This is a genomic window from Streptomyces sp. NPDC029836, from assembly GCF_055574495.1.
Genome location: NZ_JBVHZI010000025.1, coordinates 1 through 20427 on the forward strand (window position 1 = coordinate 1; position 20427 = coordinate 20427).

Sequence of the window (20427 nt, forward strand, 5' to 3'; positions counted from 1 at the left end):
CCCGCGGAGCGGGACCCTCAGCGCTGCGCGCTGAGGAAGCGAGTCCGCTGCGCTGCGCTGCGCAGCGGACTCGGCTTCGCCGAGTCAAGGTTGGGGCCCTCAGCGCGGCGCGCTGAGGAAGAGAAGCCGCTGCGCTGCGCGCAGCAGACTCGGCTTCGCCGAGTCAAGGTCGGCCCTTCGGGCGGGGCCCGGCGCTGCGCTCCGGAACCTTTTCCTCCGCTTCGCTAGGAGAGCCCAGTGGCCCTTCGCTTCACGAAGGGCCACTGGGGAGGGCCGGCGCCTTTGACGCCGGTGTCCTGCGCTTCGCTTCGGACTTGTTCTCCAGCGCTGCGCGCTGGAGCGGGAGTAGGGCTTCGGTTGGCGAAGGCCTACTGAATAGGGCCGGCCCTCTGGGCCGGTGTGCTCAGGGGCGCTGGAGCAGTGAGGCGTAGGGGGACCAGGCGCTCTGCGCGGGGAGGAAGGAACCGCGGTGTTGGGTGCTGCGCGTTGTTCAGGGGTGAAGAGGGGAGTTTGTTTGGGGGAGTTGGGAACGTGGGGGTGGGGTAAAGGTGCAGGTCAGGGAGTGGAACGGGGCTTGAGTTGGGGTGGGGGGATTCTTGGGGTGGGGTTGATGGGTGTTAACGGCGTTAATGGTCGGGGGAGGGGTGATTCAAAGTGGTGTGGGGATAGAGATAGGAATCAGTCAGATTCAGCGTGGTTATGGACGGACTGTCCGGGCTTGGTTGGTGGAGCGTTGGTCTGATGGGTAGTCAGGGAAGTGGCTGTAGAAGGCTTTGAGGCGGCGTTCAGTGCGCGCAGCGCGGTAGGGGACGGCCTATAGAAGGTACGGAGATGCGTTTGCGCAGGTCAGGTGGGGTGCGGGGGGAAAGTTATGTCCCCTCAGGAGGGACATAACTCGGGGGATGTGTCGCTGGTGGGGGGACAGAACGACGGTAAAACGTCAGCGAGGCTGACGGTTTTTGGGCTAAAACGTCAGGGGGGCTGACGTTCTTCCGGGGATGTGTCCGTGAACCGGGTCTGGGGAGGGGTTCGGTGGGGTGGGGCGGCCCGTGGGGGGTCGCTGGGGGCCTTGGCCGAGATGTGTCCCCCCAGGGGGGACACAAGACACGCCGAACGTCAACGAGCGTGACATTAGTGTCACCCTTGTTGACATACTCTCTCTGCAGATCAACGAAGTGGAGAGCATCCTCGTGTCATCAGAGCCACAGCGCCGCCGGCCGAGTCCGTCGCGGGCGCCGCGTCCTGATCTCCCTGTTGATGACGCGATTTCGGCGTGGAGTCAGCCCCTGGCTCCGGTCAAGGATCTGGACAGTCTCGCCAAGCGGTATCCGAGCCGGAAGCTCACGCTGGACGGTGAGCGCAAGCCGCTGGAGTTCTACGGGACGCAGAGTCAGCCAAATGCGTTTTCGATGGACAGCCTCGAGTTCTTCCTGGTCATCGCGCAGTACTTCCGTGAAGCGCTGCCGTTGAGGCTGATTCTGCTGCTCATCGCTTGCCAGCGGGCGGGGGGGCGGATTCCACTTACCCAGGAGGAGATGGCTACGATCCTTGACGTCAGTCGGACAAAGACGTCGGAGGCGCTGCACACCGTGATGTCTCATGGGATCGTCTTCAAGGTGCGGCGGGGTGTGTACCAGTTCAACCCGCCCTACAGTTACCGGGTGGCTGAGTTCATCCCGGGTACGGAGACGGCGGGTGAGTTCGTGAAGGTGGAGCAGCACAGCACCATCTCGCAGATTCGCAGCGATACGAGCCTGCCCGACCTGGTGCGGTTCCCGTCGCTGGACCACATGCGGCAGGCAATCGAGGAACTGCGGGCCGAACGGTCCAAAGAGCGCGCTGCGCGCCGGCTGAGCCGGGTACAGCGCAAGGAAGAAGGGACAGCTCAGTGAGCACCTTGCGATTCGCTGCGGTCAACGCCGACGGGCTTCTCTCCGACCTCGACCTTCCGCCTGCGGCGTACCGCGTGCTGCTGAAGCTGCGTTCGCTGAGCGAGCCCGGGGGGCGGATCCTCATCGATCAGGCCACCATCGGGGGGCTGCTGGAGCTGAGCAGGCCGAGCGTGAACGCCGCGCTGCGGAGCCTGGAGCTCGCGCGGTTGGTGCGGAAGGTCAGGAACGGGGTCTACCAGATCAATCCCATGCTGGCCGGGTACAACTCGTTCGAGGACGCGGTGGCCGCCGTGAACGAGATGCCGGCCGAAGAGCGGCTGGACGCGCGGGGATACGTCGCCAGCTACCACGAGGCAGTGGCGGCGTACCAGGATCAGTTGGCCGAGCAGCGCAAGAAGCGAGCGGCTCAGGCGGCTGCGAAGAAGGCTGCGGAGTCGAAGCGGCGGAGGACGTTGCACGCCGTGGGGTAGTGGTGCTGTTGCGGGCGCCTGAGGGGGTCTCAGGCGCGTTGGAGGGCCCCGGGTGTATGTCCGGGGCCCTCCTGGGTTTTTAGGGGCGGAGAGGGGCGCGTGGGGCTTCGTCAGAAGGCGAAGTCGACGTAGTCGATGTCGGTGAACTCGACGAGGAGCGAGGTGGCGCGGGCGCCGTTGTCCTTGAAGTAGATCTCCTGGAGGGCCTCGGCGGTGATGTGGCGCAATTGGGCCTCCGTGGCGCCGGCTTCCTGGGCGGCGAAGAGGCGGTTCGCGTACTCCGGGGGGAGGTGTTGGGTGATGCGGCGCATGCGGCCGTCGTCGGTGGTGCCGGGGGCCGCGGTGAAGCCGAAACGGGCGCGGGTCTCGATGACGAGGCCGGTGGTGCGTGCGGCCCGGTCGCGGGCGCGCTTGCGGACCAGGGGCTGCCAGCGGCGGCGTACCTCCGCCTCCAGGCGGGCGGCGAGTTCGGGCTTGGGCTGCTTGATCTGGTTCTTGACGTAGCGCTCGACGGTGCGTTGGGAGATGCCGAGCGCCGCGGCCACGGCCTTGGTGCTTTTGAGCTGCTTGACCAGGAAGCGGACCTGGGCGCCCGCGGACTTGGGGATCGGGCGGGTGAAGTGTGGTTCGTCGGCCTTGCTGAGGCTGTCGGAGATGTCGTCGGGCATGGGTTACTCGCCGTCTGCTGCTGCGTCGTGGCCCTTGATGTGGCGGGCGGGGTTGAGGCCTTCGTCGAGCATCCGCACGGCCCACAGGAGGGGCTGGGTGCCTTCGTGTTTGACCATGCCGGGGCTGACGCCGACGCGGAAGCCGCCGGGGACGGGCTTGCCCTCGGGGGTGCGGGGGAGGAAGTCGAGGGGGCTGGGGCCGTCGGAGAGGTAGACCGCGCAGTCCGAGAGGACCGCGACCGGGTACAGGTCCGCCGCCGCGGCGAGCTTGTGCATCTTGCGGTGCATGTTGACGCGGGCGGTGGAGATGACGGCCGCGCGGATGTCGGGGCGCCAGGTGGGGCGTTCGAGGGCGGGCCAGGATTCGCCCGGGCGGTAGCCGGCGCCCTGGGGGCGTTCGCGGAGTTTGCCGATGCCGCCCTTGACCGTCGCCTTGATGGCGGACAGGACGGCGGTGGAGGTGTTCGGGTGGTCCTTGTACGTGGTCATGGCCCGGAGGAACTCCGCCTCGGTGAGGGCCGGGGTGACGCCGAGGTCGGACATGGTCGCCAGGTAGGCGTCGCGGAGCCGGGTGTACCAGGCGTCGAGGTAGGCGCCGCTGTCGGGGCGGATCCAGGCCTCGGTGGGGCGGACGTCGTGGCCGAGCTCCTGGGCGTAGGCGAGGGTCGGGGTCGCGTACCAGGCGGGGCCGGCGGGAGGGGCGCCGTGGGGGGTGAAGGGGTTGGGGAGTCGGGGGTCGAGCCGGAAGGTGGAGAGGTCGGCCAGCCAGCAGCCGGGGGTCTTGGGGTCGAAGCGGGGAGTGGTGGTGTGGGTCGCCGGGCCGAGGCCGACCAGGAGGCGGTTCGCGGCCGCGGCGAAGGCCATGTTCACGTCGATGCCGACCGCGTGGGTGCGGGCGCACTCGGCGTCGGTGAGGAGCTCCGGGTCGCGGATCCAGTCGTGGGCCTCCTCGTCGAGGACCTCGTCGGGGGTGCGTTGGTGGGCGCGGGGGTAGAGCGCGGCGACCACGGGGTGTTCGTCGGGGGCTTCCGGCGGGGCCGGGTCGACGGGGCGGGTGAGGGAGCCGGCGACGGGGGCGGAGACCCAGGTGTTGGTCGCCTGGTCGCGGGCGGCGCGGGTGGGCGGGCGCAGGGCCGTCATCAGTTCCAGGCCCGTGACGGCGGTCGAGCCGCGGGGGGTGAGGACGCGGGCGGCGTAGGTGGTGAGGAGCTCGGCGAGTTCGGGCGCGGGGAGCTCCGCCGTGTCCTCGCCCCAGGCGCGGGTGTCGAGGGCGCCCCAGGGGAGGACCGCGAGCTGTACGCACTGGCGGCCGGTGCCGGGGGTGGCGGGGCGGTAGATGCGGGGCCAGGGGCCGAAGCCGCGGCGGGTGAGCTGCCACTTGGCCTTCGTGAGCTGCTTCACGACGGGGTGGTTGTCGGGCAGGCGCAGGGCGCGGCGGTCTTCGAGGGTGAGGGGGAGACCGAGGGCCTCGGTGGCGGCGGCGGTGAGGACGAGGAGGGGGTCGCCGTCCTTGCCGTTGCGGTGGAGGCGGGGTGCGCGGAGGTCGGCGTCGGGGCCGAGGGCCCAGGTGATGAGGTCGGGCAGCCCGGTGGTGGGGTGGGGGAGCACGAGGCCGCCGGTGGCGTGGGCGTGGCCGGTGCCGTCGAGGACGGCGAGGGGGCCGTGGCCCTCGACGGGGAGGGGGGTGCGGGGCTTGGGGCGGGGGAGCGCCCGTTCCGGGTGGGCTGCCGTCCGGGGGGTGGGTGGAGCGCCGTTAACGGCGTTAACGCCGTTAACGGGTGCCGGGGTCGGGGGTGGGTCGGTGGGGGCGGGGGCGTTAACGGCGTTAACGGGGGCGGGGGGCTGAGGTGGGGTGGGGGGCGCTGGAGCGTTAACGGCGTTAACGCCGTTAACGGTCGCGGGGGGAGGGGACGGGGTGTTAACGGCGTTAACGCCGTCGAGGGGGTGGAGGGTGGCGAGGCCTTCGAGGAGGCGGGCGTAGGCGGCGCGCTTCGGGGGGCGCGGAGCCGTGCGGCCGGTCTCCCAGGAGGTGACCGTTTCGCGGCGGACGGACAGGGCCTTGGCGATCTGGTCCTGGCTCAGGCCGGCGGCCTCGCGCAGGCGCTTGCGTTCGTCCGGGTGGGGCAGGCCGTCCTGGGCCGCCGCCGCTTCCAGCAGCGCGTCGACCGCTGCGAAGAGGGCGGTCTGGTCGTTCATCTCGCTCATCACTACCTCCGGGTGCAGCCTATGCGAACCGCACTGTTGAACGCACATGAAACGCACGTGAGGGCGTTAACGGCGTTAATGCCGTCACCGCCCCCGGCGTGGGTGCCCGGCTCAGATCCGCTGCATCAACAGCTCGGTGACCGCCTTCAGGTCGTCCGGAGTGAGGTGGGCGGTGAGGGCGTCCGCGATGGTCTCCGGGGATTGGGTGGAGATCGTGATGCGGGAGGAGGGGGTGGGCACGGGGGAGGGGGCGGTCTTCACGGTGTTAACGGCGTTAACGCCGTTAACGGTCGGTGGCGTCGGGCGGGTGCGCTGGCGCGGGGGGTTAACGGCGTTAATGGTGTCGTTGGCCGCGGCGGCCTGGTCCTCCTGGGGGAGGCGGCCGATGCGGCGGGCAGGCTCGACCTTGAGTTCGCCGGTCTCCACCTTCTCCTGGAGGGTGGGGGTCAGGTTGAGCAGGGTCAGGCGCTGGGAGACCCAGGCCGGTGTCTTGCCGAGCCGCTTCGCGACCTGGGCCTGTGAGCCGTGGACCTCGACGAGTTCCTGGAGAGCGCGGGCCTGGTCCATGGGGGCCACGTCGACCCGGTGCACGTTGGCGATCAGTGCCGATTCGAGGATGTCCGCCGCGGAGGCGGACAGGGAGTCGTTCACGTGGATGTGCATCGTCTTGAGGCCGGCCAGGTGGGCGGCCGCCAGGCGCCGGTTGCCGTCGATGACCACGTACGGGGCCCGTCCCAGGCCGTCGGTCTGGCCCGGGTGGGCCTCCATGAACGCCATGCGGGTGGCGACCGCGAGGGGCTGGAGTTGGCCGCGGACCGTGAGGGACTGGGCCAGCTCGTCGAGGTCCGTGAGGTCCTCGCGGAGGTTGAAGGGGTTGTGGGCGAGGGCCTCGATGGGCACCTCGGACGGGGGGACGACCCCGGAGGTCGGGGCGCCCGTCGCCTCGGCGATGGCCGCGCGGCGGGAGCTGACGCCGACCGGCTGTGCGCGGGCGAAGGAAGCCGAGACTCCGAGTTTGTCGGCCTTGCTCATGAGATCTCCCTGGCGAGCGCGCGCAGGGCGACGGCCTGTTCGCCCTTGGGTGCGTAGACGAACAGTGGCTGCTTCACACGTACGGCCTCGCGCTGTTCCTTGAGGTCGGGGACGATCGCCACGACCCGCGGATCCTTTATGTCCAACCAGGCCTGCAGGGAGGACGTGGCGATGTAGCCGCGGCGGCCGTCGTAGAGGTTCACGACGAGGCCGAGGTAGTCGATGTCGAGGCTGAGGTCGTCGCGCAGATCGTTGATCTGTGAGGTGAGCAGGTCGTACGCGTCGGCCGAGGAGTCCTCGGCCTGTACGACGATCAGCGCGCCGGAGGCGCCCGGCTGTTCGGTGTCGCGGCGGCGGCCGTAGTAGATGGCGGCGTCCATGCTGAGGCCGAGGCTGGGCGGGCAGTCGATGAGGATGACGTCGTAGTCGGCCTCGACGGGGGTGAGGGCGCGTTCGAGGGCGGCCTCGCGGGCGCGGACGGTGGACAGGCGGACGTCCAGGAGGAACGCGTCCGTGCACGCGGGGAGGATGTGGAGGCGGTCGCCGAAGCGGTCGTCGGGGATGGCGACGATGAGGTCCGAGAGCGGTCCCTTGGCCTCGCCGGCCATGTGGCAGGTGAGGCTGTCGCCGCCGATGGGGAGGGGCTGCTGGCCGAGTTGCTTCGTCAGGTGGCCCTGCGGGTCGAAGTCGACGAGCAGGACGCGCATGCCCAGGCCCGGGAGGTCTTCGAGGTCCAGGGGCGAGGTGCTGGTCGGTGCTGCCTGCTCGGGGTCCTCGGGGTCCTCCACCGGGGTGAGGCGGGCCAGCTGGCGCGCGATGCGGACCGGGTGGAGGGATTCCGGGTCCTCCGCGAGGGCCTCCGCGGTGCCGGCGGTGATGGCCGTCTTGCCGACGCCCCCCTTCTGGTTGCAGACCACGATGCGGCGCACGACCGTGGGCCGCTTCACGGTGGGCGCCGGGTTCATCTCCAGCCAGAGGCGCACCGTTTGGGCGAGTCCCTGGGTGAGGGAGACGCCGCGGTCCTTGGCGTCCGTCCGGAACGACTCCCACTGGCCGGCGGGCAGCCAGGTGGAGAACGACTCTGCGCCGGACGTGTCGACGGGGGAGGGGGCGGAGGCGAGGGCGCTCCACTGCGCGATGCCCTGGTGGACCGCGTCCTGGATGTCGATCCGCAGTTGGGCGGTGCGGATCTTCAGTTCCTGGCGGAGCCACGGGGGGAGCTTGGAGACGACCTTCTCGCGGTCGCTCTGGGACGAGGGCGAAGTCATGAGAGGGACTTTACTAACGTTCTGGAGTGTTAGTGAGCGCCACGCCTGAGTTTTGCTAACGAAGTGGGCGGAGACACGCCAGGGCGGCCCCGCACTCGCCGTGGCGAGCACCCCCGTGGTTCACCACGACGTGTGCGGGGCCGCCCTGGACGTACCGTCAGCCGGCCGTGACCGCTGCGGGGTTCGGGGAGGTGCGGTGCGAAGGCATGGGGTGCGGGGCGGGTTGGGCGAGCGGGGCGCGCTGGGTCAACAGGCCGAGCCGGGCCCGGCAGGCGAACGAGCCCGCGGGGTCGAAGAGGATCGCGCGGTCGGCCGGCACGATGCCCGGGAGGAGGTGCTTCCACAGGTCGACGACCCGGGCGTGCAGGTCCTCGCGTTCGGTGCGGACGTGCGACGTGACCTGGATGCCGGTGAACGAGCCGACGATGAGCGTCGCGAGGTCGTACGTGTTGAGCGCCTGGAGGATGTCGCCCCGCTCCTGGGCCGGCGTCAGGCAGCCGTGGCAGGTGTCGATCCAGGCGTTGTAGGGCGAGGGGTCCGGGTGCGTGAACGAACCGAACTCGATGACGAGGCGGATGCCGGCGCGGATGCGGACGTTGGTGCGCAGCCCGTACGCCAACTCGTGCGTCAGGTCGATGACCGTTTGCAGGCCCGGGTCCACGATCTCGTGGACGCCCTCGGACACCCGGAACTGCTCGTCCATCAGGGTGCGTGCCAGGGCTTCCTTGGACTGGAAGTGGAAGTACAGGGCGCCCTTGGTGACTCCGGCGTGCTGGACCACGTCGCTGAGGCTGGTACCTCCGAAGCCGCCGTGATCGAAGGCGACCGCCGCGCCGTTGAGGATCGCCTGCCGAGTGATTTCGGCCCGTCCCTGCCTGACCCGCGCCACGTGGTTCTCCTGATGCCGGTTCCGCTCGGTGTTACGGGGCTCAGCGTAGTGCGGCCGGTTCGAAGAAAACCAGTCGACAAGTACTTTTTAGGCGGCGGGAGGAGGTGATGTGGGGGCCTGTGGGGCGGTTTGGCGTGTTACTGATTGGTGGTGCGTCGGGGCGGGGGCGTTAACGGCGTTAAGTGAGGGAGCGGGTTCCGATTGTTAACGGCGTTAACGCCGTTAACGGTCGGGGTCAGCGGGTGGTCCAGCCGCCGTCCACCGAGAGGGTGGTGCCGACGACGAACGAGGCTCGGTCGCTGCAGAGCCAGGCCGCCGCCTCGGCGATCTCCGAAGGTTCCGCGATGCGGGGCAGGACGGCCGCGTTGAGGAGGACCTGCTCCATGTTCGGGTTCTGCTGGAGCCAGAAGTCGATCAGTTCGCTGCGGGTGGTGCCCGGCGCGATCGCGTTGATGCGGATGTTCTGAGCCGCGTACTCGGAGGCGGCGGCCTTGGTCAGGCCCAGGACGGCGTGCTTCGAGGCGATGTACGGGGACGCGGCCGGGGTCGCGACGAGGCCCGCGGTGCTGCTGTTGTTGACGATGACTCCGCCGCCGGTCTCCAGCATCGCGCGGATCTCGTGGCGCATGCAGTGCCAGACGCCGCGGACGTTGGTGTCCATGACGGTGTCGTAGTCCTCCTCGGTGAGGAGGTGCATGGGCGCGGGAACCGTGCCCGTACCCGCGTTGTTGAAGGCGGCGTCCAGCCGGCCGAAGGAGGTGACGGCCGTTTCGACGGCCCTGGCGACGTCCTCGGAACGCGCGACGTCGCCGATGACGTAGCGGGCCTCGTGACCGGCGGCCCGGAGCTCCTCCGTGAGCGCCGCCAGCTCCTTTTCGCGGCGGGCCATGAGGGTGACCGAAGCGCCCTCGCGGCAGAACACGCGTGCGGCGGCCGCTCCGATGCCGGCGCTCGCGCCGGTGATCAATGCAGATCGTCCCGCAAGCGTTCCCGTGCTGTCCTTCGTCTCCATCGCGCGAACCTAACACGCGAACACGGCGCGAAGTGATCGCTGGTCAGTAGGTGTTCCGTACCCGGTGACCGGTTATAGATCCATTGGCTCCGGCGAGAGTCCGGCCCGCCTCCGGCGCGGCCACCGACTGTGGCCGCCAGGATCTCGTACCCCTGTCCTGGGGGACAGCCGCGAACGCGGCGAACGCGGTGTGGAGCCCCCATGGTCAAGCAGGAGCGTGCGGCACGCACGCGCGAATCCCTGGTGCGCGCCGCCGCGGAGGCGTTCACCGACGAGGGGTTCGCCACCGCCTCGATCTCGGGGATCAGCGGGAGGGCCGGAGTGACCTCCGGTGCCCTGCACTTCCACTTCAGCGGCAAGGACGAACTCGCCCGGACCGTCGAAGGGCGGGCCGCCGCCGCGCTGCGGGTGGTGACCGGCACCGCCGGGGAAGCGGACGGCCCGGTCGATGACCCGCTGACGCTGCTGGTCGATTCGACGTACACGTTGCTGGCGCTGCTCGCGGGGGACGTCGTCGTGCGCGCCGGCTTCGCGCTGTCCGCCGATGTCACCCACCGGAGCCAGGTCGACCTCCGCGCGCAGTGGTGTGAGTGGACGAGCGAGTTGATCGAAGCCGCCGCGCGACAAGGGCTCCTCGCCGAGGGGGTGTCCCCGCAGCAGGCGACGCCCGCGGTGGTGGCGTCGATCGTCGGACTGGAGGTGCTGGGGGCCGCCGATCCCGGCTGGTTCGCGGCCGAGACCCTCACCCGGATCTGGTCCGTCCTGCTGTCCGGTATCGCGGCCGCCCGCCGAGACGACCATGAAACAGACCGAACGGTTTGATTTACGGCCGTTCTGAGTGTTAGATGACCCTGTCGGGACCCGGTCCCCGCTGGTCGTAGCGGCTGGGGATGCGCCCACGTCTTCGGTAAATGCGCAGCTCAGTGTGGGTTTTTGAGCACAGCCCGACCATCGTCGCAGGGGAAACGGTACGACCGGTTTTGTATTGACAAACCGCTGGGACTGTTTTTTACTGACTCTTGCGACTCATCCAAGGACAGGGGAGTACGACGTGGACATCGATGTACTGGGCGCGCTGGCCGTGCGGGAGAACAACACCTCCATCACGCCGACCGCCCCCAAGCCCCGGCAGGTCCTGGCGCTCCTGGCCCTCCATGCCGACCAGGTCGTGCCGGTCGCGGCGCTGATCGAGGAGCTGTGGGGCGCCGAGCCGCCGCGCAGCGCCCGTACCACCCTGCAGACGTACGTGCTCCAGTTGCGCGCCCTCATCGCGACCGCCCTGGAGAACGCCGAGGGCACGCGGACCGCGAAGGACGTACTCGTCACCCTGCCCGGCGGCTACCTGCTGAACAGCGGCGGCGGGACCAGCGACGTGCGGGAGTTCGACCGGCTGGCCGGATTGGGCTACCGGGCGATGGACGCGGGGGACGCGGCCGGTGCGGCGCGGTTGCTGCGCGAGGCCCTCTCGCTGTGGTCGGGTCCGGCGTTCGCGGACGTTCACGGCGGGGTGCAGCTCGACATGGAGACGCGGCGGCTGGAGGAGACCCGGCTGTGCGCCCTCGATCAGCGCATCGAGGCCGACATGAAGCTGGGCCGGCACCGGGAGCTCCTCGCGGAACTGACCGTTCTGGTGAGCCGCTATCGCACGCACGAGAACCTGCACGGTCAGTTCATGCTGGCCCTGCACCGTTCGGGACGGCGCGGCGAGGCGCTGGACGTGTACAAGCGGCTGCGCACCACGCTCGTACGGGACTTGGGCCTGGAGCCGTCGCCCGCGCTGCGCCGGTTGCAGCGCTCGATCCTGATGGCGGCCCCGGAGGGCATGCCCAAGGTTCCCGCCGTGGCGGCGGTCGCCGGTACGGGGACGCGGTCGGAGCGGCTCGTGCGGGCCTGAGCCGGCGCCGGGCGCGCCCGGGTGCCGGCGCTGGGGGAAGAGCGTGGACGCAGCGGGGGGCGGAAGGAGACGAGCGGTGCAGGAGAGGTCGGAGCGGACCCGTAGGCGGTTGGTCTTCGCCGGGGCCGAGATGTTCCACCGCAACGGATACGCCAACGCGACGCTCGGTGAGATCGCCGGCGCGGCCGGGGTGACGAAGGGGGCGCTGTACTTCCACTTCGCTTCCAAGGACGAGCTGGCCGACGCCGTGCAGCGCCGCGGATGTGGGCTGTTGCACGACGCGGTGCGCGGACTGAGGGAGAACGGTGCCTCCCCCCTGCAGGCGCTGATCGACACGACCCACTGGCTGGCGCGGATGCTGCACGAGGATCCCGCGATCCCGGCGAGCTTCCGCATCACCAAGGAGTGCGCCGGCCAGCACCTGAGCGCGGTGGACTTCCACGGGGCCTGGCTGACCGTGGTGAGCGAACTGCTCAGCACGGCCCGGGACACCGGAGAACTGCCGGTGGCCGAACCGCTCGCCGCAGCCGGCGGGGCGGGTCCTGGCCGAGGTCGCGGTGACGTGGGTGACGTGCGTGACGTCGGTGACGTGGGTGACATCGGCGATGTCAGGGACGTCGGGGACACCACGCCGACCGTGGGTCGCTGGGAGAGCGCCGAGGCCCTGGTGGCCGCCGCGCTCTGCGGGATCGAGGTACTGGCGGGAACCGGGCTCTCCTACGGGGAGCTCCAGCGGAAGGTGGCCGCCCTGTGGGGGCTGCTGCTCCCCAGTCTGGTGGGGGAGACACGGATCGGCGAGTACCGGACGGGAGCCGTCGGGGCGCGCACCTGGGGGACCGGAGCCGAAGGGCGCTGTGAGTTCCAAGGGACCGGAGCGCAGCGGTAACTGCGGCGCAGTCGCAGGGCAAGCAAGTCGGAAGTGATCGAGGCGACTCGACGGAATGCGGAGGGGAGACCGTGAAGATTCAGGTTCTGGGTCCGTTGAGTGCCGAGGTCAACGGAGACTCGATCGTGCCGACGGCCGGCAAGCCGCGGCAGATCCTGGCCCTCCTGTCGTTGTACCCCGGGCGGGTCATGCCGGTGCCGACCCTCATGGAGGAGATCTGGGGGCAGAACCTGCCGCAGAGCGCACTGACCACGCTGCAGACGTACGTCCTCCAGCTGCGCCGCAGACTCGGCACGGCCATGGGGCCGGGTCGGCCGGGGGCCGCGAAGGAAGTGCTCACGACACGGCACGGCGGATACCTGCTCCAGGTACCGCCCGAGTCCGTGGACGTGCACGCCTACGAGACGCTGGTGGTGCGCGGCCAGGCCGCGTTCGACGCCGGCGACGACGAGGGCTCGGCGGCGCTGCTGCGGGAAGCGCTCGCGCTGTGGCAGGGGCCGGCGCTGGTCGACGTACGGGTGGGGCCGGTGCTGGAGATCGAGGTGCTGCGGCTGGAGGAGAGCCGGCTGGTCACGATGGAGCGGCGCATCGACGTCGACCTGCGGCTGGGGCGGCACACCGAACTCCTCGCCGAACTGACCGAGTTGACCGCGCGCAACCCGCAGCACGAGGGGATGCACTCCCAGATGATGGTCGCGCTGTACCGGTCCGGCCGGCAGGCGGCGGCGCTCGACGTGTTCCGCAGGCTGCGGCAGCGGCTCATCGGGGACCTGGGGGTCGAGCCGTCACCGCAGTTGCAGCGGCTGCACCAGGCGATCCTGGCGGTCGATCCGGCGCTGGACGTGGCGGCGGGACCGAAGCGGGGATCCACCTTCGACCTGTACGCGGCCTGACGAGCCGTACGCGGCCCGACAGGTCGTACGCGGGACCGGGCCCCGGCTGCCGCAGGAGGGCGGCCGGGGCCCCGTCAGGCATGGTGGGGGGCATGGAAGATCTTGGTGAGACCCCCGTTCCGTTCCGACTCGACGTACCGCAGGAGGAACTCGACGACCTCGCGGCGCGGCTGCGGCGGGTGCGGTGGCCCGACGAACTCGACGGGGCCGGCTGGGACTACGGGATCCCGCTGGGGGAGACGCGCGAGCTCGTGCGGTACTGGCGCGAGGAGTACGACTGGCGGGCCGCCGAGGCGCGGCTGAACGCATGGCCGCAGTTCACCACCGTCATCGACGGGGCCCGGGTGCACTTCGCGCACCTGCGGTCCCCCGAACCGGACGCCACACCGCTGCTGATGACCCACGGCTGGCCCGGCTCGTTCGTGGAGTTCCAGCGGGTCGCGGGCCCGCTGACGGATCCGCGGGCACACGGCGGTGACCCCGCGGACGCCTTCCACCTGGTGCTGCCCAGCATCCCCGGCTTCACCCTGTCCGGGCCGACCACCGAGCGGGGCTGGGAGTTCAAGCGGGTCGCCCGGGCCTTCGCGACGCTGATGGAGCGGCTCGGGTACGCGACGTACGGGGTCCAGGGCGGCGACTGGGGAGCCGCGATCTCCCGCGAGCTCGGCCGCGCCCGGCCCGAGCGGGTCATCGGCGTGCACCTGAACCTGTTGCCCGGAGCCGGCGCCACCGCCGAGCCCACCGAGGCGGAACTGGCCCCGCTGAGCCCCGCCGAGCGGGAACGCACCCGGGCCTCCTGGGAGCGCTACCGGGTCTGGGCCCGGGAGCGGCAGGGCTACGCCGACATCCAGGCGACCCGGCCGCAGACCCTCGCCTACGCGCTGACCGACTCCCCGACGGGGCTGCTCGCCTGGATCGGCGAGAAGTTCGCCGAATGGAGCGACCCGCGGTGTCCCGTGGATCGGGACCAGATGCTCACCAACGTGATGTTGTACTGGCTCACCGGGACGGCCGGTTCGGCGGCCCGGATCTACTGGGAGCGGGCCCACGCGGACTACTTCGGGCTGCCGCCCGAGGTGTCGACCACCCCGACCGCCCTCGCGGACTTCCCCCGGGACAACTTCGTCCCGCTGCGGCACGTGGCCGCGCGCACCGACTCCGTCGTGCGCTGGACCTCGTACGACCGGGGCGGGCACTTCCCCGCCATGGAGGTGCCGGAGTTGCTGGTCAGTGACGTCCGCGGCTTCTTCCGGGAGCTCGCCGGGGCCGGCCGGCCGTCCGGCATGTGAAATCCGGTGGGGGTGGGGCCGTACCGCTGTGATGATCGCTCGATGAACGATGAGCAGCGGACCCGTCCCGTACTGACCGGTGACGAGCGGGAGACCCTCACCAGCGTGCTGCAGGGGCAGCGCGACACCCTGATGATGAAGTGTGCGGGGCTGAGCGCCGAGCAGCTGCGGCGCCGGGCCGTGCCGCCGTCCGGGCTCAGCCTGCTCGGGCTGGTGCGCCACCTCGCGGAGGTCGAGCGGGGCTGGTTCCGCAACGTGGTGGGCGGCGAGGACGTACGCGGCTACTTCCCGCAGAACGCGGCGGGAGAGCGGACCGAGTTCGACGTCGAGGACGCGGACCCGCAGGAGTCCTTCCGGATCTGGGAGGACACCTGCGAGCGCTCCCGGGCGATCGTCGCCGCCGCCGAAGCCCTCGACGTGCAGGGGCGGTACGGGGACGAGGGGTACTCCCTGCGCTACGTCCTGGCGCACATGATCGAGGAGTACGCCCGGCACAACGGGCACGCGGACCTGTTGCGCGAGACGATCGACGGGGCCACCGGCGAGTAGCCGCCGACGGACGGGCGGGCCCGCCGCCGGTCAGGCCGGCGCGGTGCCCGGCCGGTCCACGGCGTCGAGCGCGACCTGCCACGGGAAGTGCGGCGTGGCGTCGGGTCCGGCCGGGCCGGGGACGAACCCGCCCTCCCCGTACAGGACTTCGGCGCCCGCGCCGCGCAACACCGTCAGGGACTGCTCGAACTGCGGGTGCGCGGCGAGCGCGGCGTTCGTACAGGGCATGGCCACCACCGGGACGCCCTTGCCGAGGGTTTCGGCGGCGACGCCCACGGTGAAGCGGTCGGTCAGGCCGAGCGCCCAGGCGTTGACCGAGTTGAACGTGGCGGGCGCGAACAGCAGCGCGTCGGCGGCCGGCCACACGTCCGGCTCGCCGGGCATCTTGTACTGCCAGCGCACCGGGTTGCCGGTCAGCGCGGCGAGGCCGTCGAGGCTGCCGGCCACCCACCGCGCCGCTGTCGGGGTGAGGCCGAGGCACACGTTCCAACCGCGCGACTGGGCGTCCTCGATCACGTGGGCCACGTCGAAGACGGGCGGGGCGGCGGAACAGAACAGGTAGAGGGTCCTCATACGGTCATGTGATCACATTCCCTGCCTCCGGCTGACGTTGAGGTCGAACGGGGACGTGGACGCACGCGTATGCGGTTGAGCTCTTCAACGATGTCGCGTCGCACCGCCCGGCGGTTGACTGAGGGCATGACGAAGAACGAGAACGAGAAGGCGACCCTGGTCATCGGCGGTACCGGCAAGACCGGTCGGCGGGTTGCGGAGAAGCTGGCGCACCGGGGCCGGCCGGTCCGGATCGGATCGCGCGCCGGTGAGCCCGCCTTCGACTGGCACGAGCCCGCCACCTGGGGGCCGGCGTTGGAAGGCGTCGACCGGGTGTACGTCACCTACTACCCCGACCTGGCCTTCCCCGGCGCCGCCGAGCAGATCGGCGCGTTCGCTGAGCAGGCCGTGGCCGCCGGAGCCGGCCGGCTGGTGCTGCTGTCCGGGCGCGGCGAGGAGGCCGCCGAGCACAGCGAGCACCTGCTGAAGGCCTCCGGCGGGGACTGGACCGTCGTCCGCGCCAGCTGGTTCAACCAGAACTTCGACGAGAGCTTCTTCCTGGACCCCGTGCGGCACGGGGAGATCGCCCTGCCGACCGCCGACGCCGTCGAACCCTTCGTCGACGCCGACGACATCGCCGACGTGGTGGTGGCCGCGCTCACCGACGACCGGCACATCGGCAAGACGTACGAACTGTCCGGGCCGCGCCTGCTCAGCTTCTCCGACATCGCAGCCGAACTGTCCAAGGTGACCGGACGGGAGATCGCCTACGTGCCGGTGTCGGACGCCGACTACCGGGCGGTGCTGCGCGATCAGGGCCTGCCGGAGGACTTCGCCGACCTGTTCGCGCTGATCCTGGACGGACGCAACGCGCACCTGGTGCACGGGGTGGAGGAGGTGCTCGGGCGGGGGCCCAAGGACTTCGCGGACTACGCCCGCGAGGCGGCCGCCACCGGGGTGTGGAACGACTGAAGGGGGCGACAGCCGCCCGGTACGGGGAGGATGGGGTCATGGACACGCTGACCGGACTGCTCGAAGGGCCCAAGGCCCGCGGCGCCTACCTGCAGAAGTCCGTCTTCAACCCGCCCTGGTCGCTGCGGATCGAGGACCGGGCGCCGCTCTCGGTGATGACGCCCGTACGGGGCACCGCCTGGCTGGTGCCCGACGCGGGCGAGCCGGTCCTGATCGGCCCCGGTGACGTGGCCGTCGTACGGGGACCCGTGCCGTACACCGTGGCGGACGCGCCGGGCACCCCGGTGCAGGTCACCGTGGGCGCGGACCAGCGGTGCAGCACGGGGGACGGTGAGGACGTCACGGACACCATGGCGTTGGGGGTGCGCACCTGGGGGGCGCGGGCCGTCGACGCCGGATCGGTGGTGCTGCTGAGCGGCACCTACCAGGCGCCCGGTGAGATCGGCCGGCGGCTGCTCGGGGCGCTGCCCACGGTGCTGGTCCGGCCCGCGGGCACCGCGGACGCCACCTTGATCACGCTGCTCGCCGCGGAGGTGTCCCGGGACGAGCCCGGCCAGGCGATCGTCCTCGACCGGCTGCTCGACCTGCTGCTGATCGGGGTCCTGCGGGCCTGGCTCGCCGCGCCGGGCTCGGGGGCGCCCGCCTGGTACCGGGCGCAGGCCGACCCCGTGGTGGGGGTGGCGCTACGGTTGCTGCACGAGAACCCCGCGCACGGCTGGACGGTGGAGGAACTCGCCCACAAGGCCGGGGTGTCGCGCGCCTCGATGGCCCGCCGCTTCACGCAGCTCGTCGGTGAGCCGCCGGTGGCCCACCTGACGGGCTGGCGGATCGCCCTGGCCGCCGACCTGCTGCGCGAGCCGGAGGCCACGATCGCGACGGTGGCCCGCCGGGTCGGCTACGGCACGCCGTTCGCGCTGTCGGCGGCCTTCAAGCGGGTACGGGGGGTCAGCCCGCAGGAGTACCGGGCCGGGGCGGCCCCGTCCCCCGCGGGGGTGGGGGTGGGGCGCACCGTCGTGCTGTCGTAGCCGCCGCACCGGCCGGCGCCGCGGGGCCCTTCCGGGGCGCTCAGGGCAGGGGGATGACGGCGACCGTCTGGTCGCCGCTGAACTCGCCCGTCGGCCGGAAGCCCAGGCCCAGGTAGAACGGTTCCGGGCTGCCTTCGGCGCGGCTCCAGCAGACGTGGGCCTCGGCCGCACCACGGGTGCGCAGTTCCTGGAGGACGGCGCCGACCGCGAAACGGCCGTAGCCCTTGCCCTGGTGTCCCGCGGAGATGTTGAGCCGCCAGATGCCGGAGCGGCGTTCGTCCGGGTCCTTCGCGGGATTCCACACGATGTCGACGAAGGCCATGACGAAGCCGACGACCTCGTCGCCGTCGACGACGGCCCGCGGCCAGGCCACCGGGCCGTGCATGTACGCCTCCGCCAGCGACTTCACGACGGGGGAGACGAGGTGTTCCTGGGCCGGGGCGACCCGTACCGCGCACACCGCGTCGAAGTTCTCCTCCGTGACGGGCACGAGGCGAAGTGAAGAGCTGATCATGCTCCAAGCGTACGGTTCGGCCGTGAGGTCATAAACTGCGTGACGGATGACCACGGAACCGGCGGAAGGCAGCAGTTGACACCCGAGCGGATACTCGTGACGGGAAGCGCCGGTTTCGTCGGTTCCCACGTGACGGCCCTGCTGTCCGAGGACGGCGGCCCCTTGCTGCGGCTGCTGACCCACCACCGGAGCCCGGCGGCCGCCGGGAGCAACGTCGAGGTCGTGACCGGCGACCTCACCGATCCCCCCTCGCTGCACGGGATCTGCGGGGGCGTCACCACCGTCCTGCACCTGGCGGCCCGTATCGGGGGCACCGAGGAGCAGTGTCGGACGGTCAACACGGAAGGGACCCGCGCGCTGTTGGCGGAGGCCGCGCGGGCCGGGGTACGGCGCTTCGTGCACCTGGGCACCGCCGCCGTGTACCGGGACGTTCCGCACCGGGGCGAGGCCGAGGGCGAGCTGGAGGAACGGCCGTCCTCCCCCACCAGCGTCACGCGGCTGGAGGGCGAGCGGCTGGTCCTCGCGGCGGGCGGCACCGTCCTGCGCCCGCACCTGGTCTACGGGCGCGGCGACATCTGGCTCGTTCCCGCTCTGGTGCAACTGATGGGAATGCTGCCGCATTGGGTGGACGGCGGCCGTGCGCACATCTCGCTGATCTCCGCGGATGCGCTCGCGGGGGCCCTCGTCGACCTGGCCCGGCTGCCCGCGCTGCCCGGCGGGCAGGTGCTGCACGCGAGTCATCCGGAGCCGGTGACCTCCCGCGAGCTGATCACGACGGTGGGGCGGGCACTGGGTGTCGCCCTGCCGGAGGGCGACATCACCCTTGACGAGGCACTGGAACGATGGGGGGCGGCCGGTGATCCGGTCACCCGGCGCAGACTTTCCCTGCTGACCACCGATCACTGGTACGACAGCGGCGCGCTGTGGAAACTGGTCGGTGCCGAACCCGGTCCGCGACTGACCGAGGGGTTCGGGGCGTACGCCCCCTGGTACCGGGAGCGGTTGGGGCTCTGAGCGCGCCGCGTGCCCCTGGGCCGCCGTCGCCCGCCTCAGACGGTGCCGGTGACGGTGGCCTCGAAGGTCTTGACGTCACCCTGGCGTCCGGTGACCTGGACGATGCGGACGGCGGGGTCCGTGGAGTGGGCGACCTCCGTGTCGATCCAGCAGGGGGCGTCGAGCTCGGCGTAGCTGTGGAAGAAGCTGTCGATGCCGGTCGGCTTGAACGCTTCGCCCTCCAGGACCCCGCAGGCCGCCTGACGGGCGGCCTCGATCAGCACCATGCCCGGGTGGTGGTCGTTGGGGTGCTCGAAGAGGACCGGGTGCCCGAAGTTGGGGCTGAGCAGCCAGCGGCCCGGCCGGTCGCCGGCGGCGAGGACGACGTCGGTCGGCGAGACGCGGCCGGCCGACTGTGCGGGGATCGGCGCCGGGGAGGGGCCCATGCGGAGCGACGAGGACGCCTTGGCGTACTCGCCGCGAAGTCTGCGGTACACCGCGGGGGACACGCAGCTGAAGAGCCCCGAGCCGGTCGCCGCGATCCGGTCCCCCCGTCGGACCGTCACTTCGACGAACCCTGAGAATCTGTTGCCCTGCCAGGCGAAGTCCCGGCAGGTCACTATGAGTTCGAGATCGCTGGGGCTGTTGCCGATGAACATCTCGGCGGGTTCGGTCTTGAAACCGAGGCTCCAGACCAAGGCGTTGTGGGTAAGGGGCACTCCGTACTCGGCGTGCGCCAGCAGGAGTCCCGCCTGGCGGATCGTCTCCGCCGCCTGCACCGGGTCGTGGCTGAGGCCGTCGGCGCTGGTGAAGAACATGTGGGCGCGGGGCCACTGGGCGGTCACCCGGAAGACGTCGTCGCCCATCCGCTCGTAGCCCGTCAGGAACACCTCGGCGACCGCGCTCCGGTGTACGTATTCCCGGGGGACCGTGCTGGTGAGCTGCTGCTGGATGTCGTTACAGCGCGTCGTCCACCGACCGCCCTCCGTGCGCGGTGCAGTCGGTGCGGTGGTGTTGTTCTCGAACGTGAGCAGGGTCATGGACCTCTCCGCAGAGCCGAGGTTGACGGATGGAACGAGCACTCTGCGACGTAAGATACGTACTCTCCGGTTTTATTTGCAAGGAAATAGCGCCTTCCACTTATCGAACGCGCCCCGACCGGACGGGTTCGGCGGAGGGGCGTGGAGGTGGCGGGCCGACGGTGCGCCCGCAGGCCGCACAGGGGAAACCATGGGGCGGGAGGCCTATCAGAGGGGCGACGTGGGGGGGTGTGGATTGAGCCATACGGGGCAGATAAAGAACCGACCAGGCGGTTGTTTCTTGGAGGTGACTGCGAGTCATCCTCTAGCGACAAATCGGTGGCCGGCGCGCCTCGTGAGCGTCCGGTCGATCACCGCGCGTACCCCGCGAGTGCCCCCCGCGTG

20 protein-coding genes are annotated in these 20427 nt (G+C 70.8%); 11 read left to right on the plus strand and 9 right to left on the minus strand.

The features are described 5' to 3' along the window. Positions 1–1175: 1175 nt before the first annotated feature. Together ACZ4XJ_RS35540 and ACZ4XJ_RS35545 are read left to right on the plus strand one after the other, a co-directional pair. Positions 1176–1892, plus strand: coding sequence for a hypothetical protein (locus ACZ4XJ_RS35540; RefSeq protein WP_362884685.1), 717 nt, complete (start codon positions 1176–1178; stop codon positions 1890–1892). After that, on the plus strand, positions 1889–2362 hold the full coding sequence (locus ACZ4XJ_RS35545; RefSeq protein WP_281208294.1) for a MarR family transcriptional regulator: 474 nt from the start codon (positions 1889–1891) through the stop codon (positions 2360–2362). Before ACZ4XJ_RS35540 ends, ACZ4XJ_RS35545 begins: the two co-directional genes overlap by 4 nt. A gap of 110 nt (positions 2363–2472) precedes the next feature. Here ACZ4XJ_RS35545 and tpg read toward each other — a convergent pair whose 3' ends face one another. From tpg to ACZ4XJ_RS35575, 6 genes are all read right to left on the minus strand, one after another. After that, positions 2473–3030 (minus strand): telomere-protecting terminal protein Tpg, encoded by a 558-nt coding sequence (gene tpg / locus ACZ4XJ_RS35550; RefSeq protein ID WP_362884687.1) that lies wholly within the window; start codon positions 3028–3030, stop codon positions 2473–2475. Between the two features lie 3 nt (positions 3031–3033). Beyond that, on the minus strand, positions 3034–5226 hold the full coding sequence (gene tap / locus ACZ4XJ_RS35555) for a telomere-associated protein Tap (protein ID WP_468498684.1): 2193 nt from the start codon (positions 5224–5226) through the stop codon (positions 3034–3036). A gap of 120 nt (positions 5227–5346) precedes the next feature. Further along, positions 5347–6267 carry a ParB/RepB/Spo0J family partition protein gene (locus tag ACZ4XJ_RS35560; RefSeq protein WP_468498656.1) on the minus strand — a complete coding sequence of 307 codons (921 nt, stop codon included), beginning with the start codon at positions 6265–6267 and terminating at the stop codon, positions 5347–5349. Continuing rightward, on the minus strand, positions 6264–7535 hold the full coding sequence (locus ACZ4XJ_RS35565; RefSeq protein ID WP_362883527.1) for a ParA family protein: 1272 nt from the start codon (positions 7533–7535) through the stop codon (positions 6264–6266). Before ACZ4XJ_RS35565 ends, ACZ4XJ_RS35560 begins: the two co-directional genes overlap by 4 nt. A gap of 157 nt (positions 7536–7692) precedes the next feature. Continuing rightward, positions 7693–8424: a ScbR family autoregulator-binding transcription factor gene (locus ACZ4XJ_RS35570; RefSeq protein WP_362883525.1), complete on the minus strand. Its 732-nt coding sequence runs from the start codon at positions 8422–8424 to the stop codon at positions 7693–7695. 235 nt (positions 8425–8659) lie between these two features. Continuing rightward, complete coding sequence (locus ACZ4XJ_RS35575; RefSeq protein WP_362883523.1) at positions 8660–9436, minus strand: SDR family NAD(P)-dependent oxidoreductase; 777 nt, start codon at positions 9434–9436, stop codon at positions 8660–8662. A gap of 201 nt (positions 9437–9637) precedes the next feature. Between ACZ4XJ_RS35575 and ACZ4XJ_RS35580 the strand changes: the two genes are divergently transcribed. The 6 genes from ACZ4XJ_RS35580 (at position 9638) to ACZ4XJ_RS35605 (ending at position 14947) form a co-directional block, all read left to right on the plus strand. Then, positions 9638–10258: a ScbR family autoregulator-binding transcription factor gene (locus ACZ4XJ_RS35580; protein WP_468498657.1), complete on the plus strand. Its 621-nt coding sequence runs from the start codon at positions 9638–9640 to the stop codon at positions 10256–10258. Between the two features lie 229 nt (positions 10259–10487). Continuing rightward, entirely contained in the window at positions 10488–11330 is an 843-nt protein-coding gene (locus tag ACZ4XJ_RS35585; protein ID WP_362883520.1) for an AfsR/SARP family transcriptional regulator, read from the plus strand. 76 nt (positions 11331–11406) lie between these two features. Then, positions 11407–12216 carry a ScbR family autoregulator-binding transcription factor gene (locus ACZ4XJ_RS35590; RefSeq protein WP_468498658.1) on the plus strand — a complete coding sequence of 270 codons (810 nt, stop codon included), beginning with the start codon at positions 11407–11409 and terminating at the stop codon, positions 12214–12216. Positions 12217–12287: 71 nt separating this feature from the next. Further along, on the plus strand, positions 12288–13109 hold the full coding sequence (locus tag ACZ4XJ_RS35595) for an AfsR/SARP family transcriptional regulator (RefSeq protein WP_362883516.1): 822 nt from the start codon (positions 12288–12290) through the stop codon (positions 13107–13109). A gap of 92 nt (positions 13110–13201) precedes the next feature. Continuing rightward, positions 13202–14398, plus strand: coding sequence for an epoxide hydrolase family protein (locus ACZ4XJ_RS35600; RefSeq protein ID WP_468498659.1), 1197 nt, complete (start codon positions 13202–13204; stop codon positions 14396–14398). Positions 14399–14440: 42 nt separating this feature from the next. Next, positions 14441–14947 carry a DinB family protein gene (locus ACZ4XJ_RS35605; RefSeq protein WP_362883513.1) on the plus strand — a complete coding sequence of 169 codons (507 nt, stop codon included), beginning with the start codon at positions 14441–14443 and terminating at the stop codon, positions 14945–14947. 30 nt (positions 14948–14977) lie between these two features. Here ACZ4XJ_RS35605 and ACZ4XJ_RS35610 read toward each other — a convergent pair whose 3' ends face one another. Then, the gene (locus tag ACZ4XJ_RS35610; protein ID WP_468498660.1) at positions 14978–15520 is read right to left on the minus strand and encodes a flavoprotein; all 543 of its coding nucleotides are present in this window, start codon (positions 15518–15520) and stop codon (positions 14978–14980) included. A 126-nt stretch (positions 15521–15646) separates the two neighbouring features. Here ACZ4XJ_RS35610 and ACZ4XJ_RS35615 point away from each other — a divergent pair, with 126 nt between their 5' ends. After that, positions 15647–16471 carry an NmrA family NAD(P)-binding protein gene (locus tag ACZ4XJ_RS35615; protein WP_362883509.1) on the plus strand — a complete coding sequence of 275 codons (825 nt, stop codon included), beginning with the start codon at positions 15647–15649 and terminating at the stop codon, positions 16469–16471. Positions 16472–16509: 38 nt separating this feature from the next. Further along, positions 16510–17496 carry an AraC family transcriptional regulator gene (locus ACZ4XJ_RS35620; RefSeq protein ID WP_468498661.1) on the plus strand — a complete coding sequence of 329 codons (987 nt, stop codon included), beginning with the start codon at positions 16510–16512 and terminating at the stop codon, positions 17494–17496. A gap of 40 nt (positions 17497–17536) precedes the next feature. On the opposite strand, the gene ACZ4XJ_RS35625 is transcribed toward ACZ4XJ_RS35620, so the two are convergent. Next, on the minus strand, positions 17537–18010 hold the full coding sequence (locus ACZ4XJ_RS35625) for a GNAT family N-acetyltransferase (protein ID WP_362883505.1): 474 nt from the start codon (positions 18008–18010) through the stop codon (positions 17537–17539). Between the two features lie 96 nt (positions 18011–18106). Here ACZ4XJ_RS35625 and ACZ4XJ_RS35630 point away from each other — a divergent pair, with 96 nt between their 5' ends. Beyond that, positions 18107–19024, plus strand: coding sequence for an NAD-dependent epimerase/dehydratase family protein (locus ACZ4XJ_RS35630; RefSeq protein ID WP_468498662.1), 918 nt, complete (start codon positions 18107–18109; stop codon positions 19022–19024). 35 nt (positions 19025–19059) lie between these two features. On the opposite strand, the gene ACZ4XJ_RS35635 is transcribed toward ACZ4XJ_RS35630, so the two are convergent. Further along, the gene (locus ACZ4XJ_RS35635; protein WP_362883502.1) at positions 19060–20043 is read right to left on the minus strand and encodes a ScbA/BarX family gamma-butyrolactone biosynthesis protein; all 984 of its coding nucleotides are present in this window, start codon (positions 20041–20043) and stop codon (positions 19060–19062) included. Between the last annotated feature and the right edge of the window lie 384 nt (positions 20044–20427).

Coding starts and splice junctions, on each gene's coding strand:
- tpg (WP_362884687.1), bottom strand. CDS start 3,030: ATGCCCGACGACATCTCCGACAGCCTCAGCAAGGCCGACGAACCACAC.
- tap (WP_468498684.1), bottom strand. CDS start 5,226: ATGAACGACCAGACCGCCCTCTTCGCAGCGGTCGACGCGCTGCTGGAA.
- ACZ4XJ_RS35560 (WP_468498656.1), bottom strand. CDS start 6,267: ATGAGCAAGGCCGACAAACTCGGAGTCTCGGCTTCCTTCGCCCGCGCA.
- ACZ4XJ_RS35565 (WP_362883527.1), bottom strand. CDS start 7,535: ATGACTTCGCCCTCGTCCCAGAGCGACCGCGAGAAGGTCGTCTCCAAG.
- ACZ4XJ_RS35575 (WP_362883523.1), bottom strand. CDS start 9,436: ATGGAGACGAAGGACAGCACGGGAACGCTTGCGGGACGATCTGCATTG.
- ACZ4XJ_RS35580 (WP_468498657.1), top strand. CDS start 9,638: ATGGTCAAGCAGGAGCGTGCGGCACGCACGCGCGAATCCCTGGTGCGC.
- ACZ4XJ_RS35600 (WP_468498659.1), top strand. CDS start 13,202: ATGGAAGATCTTGGTGAGACCCCCGTTCCGTTCCGACTCGACGTACCG.
- ACZ4XJ_RS35605 (WP_362883513.1), top strand. CDS start 14,441: ATGAACGATGAGCAGCGGACCCGTCCCGTACTGACCGGTGACGAGCGG.
- ACZ4XJ_RS35610 (WP_468498660.1), bottom strand. CDS start 15,520: ATGAGGACCCTCTACCTGTTCTGTTCCGCCGCCCCGCCCGTCTTCGAC.
- ACZ4XJ_RS35615 (WP_362883509.1), top strand. CDS start 15,647: ATGACGAAGAACGAGAACGAGAAGGCGACCCTGGTCATCGGCGGTACC.
- ACZ4XJ_RS35620 (WP_468498661.1), top strand. CDS start 16,510: ATGGACACGCTGACCGGACTGCTCGAAGGGCCCAAGGCCCGCGGCGCC.
- ACZ4XJ_RS35625 (WP_362883505.1), bottom strand. CDS start 18,010: ATGATCAGCTCTTCACTTCGCCTCGTGCCCGTCACGGAGGAGAACTTC.
- ACZ4XJ_RS35635 (WP_362883502.1), bottom strand. CDS start 20,043: ATGACCCTGCTCACGTTCGAGAACAACACCACCGCACCGACTGCACCG.